Origin of the sequence: Streptomyces palmae, assembly GCF_004684805.1 — a bacterium.
Lineage (GTDB): Bacteria > Actinomycetota > Actinomycetes > Streptomycetales > Streptomycetaceae > Streptomyces > Streptomyces palmae.
Genome location: NZ_SRID01000694.1, coordinates 1 through 1,271, shown reverse-complemented (window position 1 = coordinate 1,271; position 1,271 = coordinate 1). Strand labels below are relative to the sequence as shown.

Genomic DNA, 1,271 nt, shown 5'->3' with positions numbered 1-1,271 from the left:
GCGCAGCCCGCCGCCACTGCCTCGCCCACCGCCCGTCCGTGCCGTGCACGCCGACGCTCAGCGCCCCCGGGCTCCCGCGTCACGGCGGGAAACACCCTGCACGTACGCTGCTGCCGACCCGAACCCACCATCCCAAGGCGGCACTTGATGCAGAAGTCCCGGCTCCTCGCCTCGGCGGCGGCCTTCCTCGCACTTCCGGCGGCGCTGGTCACCGCGCTCACCGTGCCCGCGGCGGCACAGGACCAGGACGGCGGTGCGGCGTTCTCCGCGACCACCTCGGTCGGCGTGCACAACGCCTACGAGCAGGCCAAGTACCCGTACCTCGCGGACGCGCTGGACTCCGGCGCCGGGCTCGTGGAGCTCGATGTGTGGACCAACCTGCTGGGTTCCAAGTGGCGGGTCTCGCACTCCAACCCGCTGGGCAACGCCAACAACTGCGAGAACGCCGCCTCCCCGGCCGAACTGCGCACCAAGTCCCGCAACCAGAGCCTGGAGGGCTGCCTCGCCGACATGCGCGCCTGGCACGACGCGAACCCCGGGCACCGGCCGATCGTGGTCAAGGTGGAGCTGAAGGACGGCTTCAACGACACCGGCGGCCGGGGCCCGGACGAGTTCGACGCGCTGGTCACCGCCAAGCTCGGCGACGCGGTGTTCCGGCCGGCCGACCTGGCAGGCCGGCACGCCACCCTCGACGAGGCGGTACGGGCGGACGGCTGGCCCAGCCGGTCCGCGCTGGCCGGGAAGTTCGTCTTCGAGCTGATCCCGGGCACGGTCGAGGAGAGCAACCCCTTCGACGGGCTGTGGACGGACCGGGAGTACGCCACCCGGCTGCGCGACCTGGCTGCCGCGGGCCGGCTGCGGGAGGCGACCGCCTTCCCGGCCGTGCACAAGGCGACGGCCGGCGACCCCCGGGCCCGGTACGCGGACGCCTCGATACGCCCGTGGTTCGTGATGTTCGACGGCGACGCCTCGGCGTATGTCCAAGGCGGCATCGACACCGCCTGGTACGACCAGCGGCACTACCTGCTGATCATGACCGACGCGCACCTGGTCGCCCCGGCCATCGACGGGACCAGCCCCGAGGAGTCCGCCGCGCGGGCGCGGGTGGAGCTGCTGGCCCGGCAGCACGGCAGCATCGTGACCGCGGACTGGTATCCGCTGCCCTCGGTGCTCTCCATGGTGGTCCCGCGGGGCTGAGCCGCGGCGCGCGGACCTCCCGCGATTGCCGGAATTGGTCTGGACCGGCACCCTTGGGGGTCGGGGCCGGGGCC

Annotated in this window: 1 protein-coding gene; it reads left to right on the top strand. The window is 73.3% G+C overall.

Annotated features, from left to right (window positions below; genetic code table 11):
- Positions 1–147 precede the first annotated feature (147 nt).
- A complete protein-coding gene (locus tag E4099_RS32130) occupies positions 148–1,197 on the top strand; it encodes a phosphatidylinositol-specific phospholipase C domain-containing protein (protein WP_135342606.1) in 1,050 nt (349 codons plus the stop codon).
- Positions 1,198–1,271 lie beyond the last annotated feature (74 nt).

Bases quoted from the DNA above. Each gene is read 5' to 3' on its own strand.
- E4099_RS32130 (WP_135342606.1), top strand. From the start codon at position 148: ATGCAGAAGTCCCGGCTCCTCGCCTCGGCGGCGGCCTTCCTCGCACTT.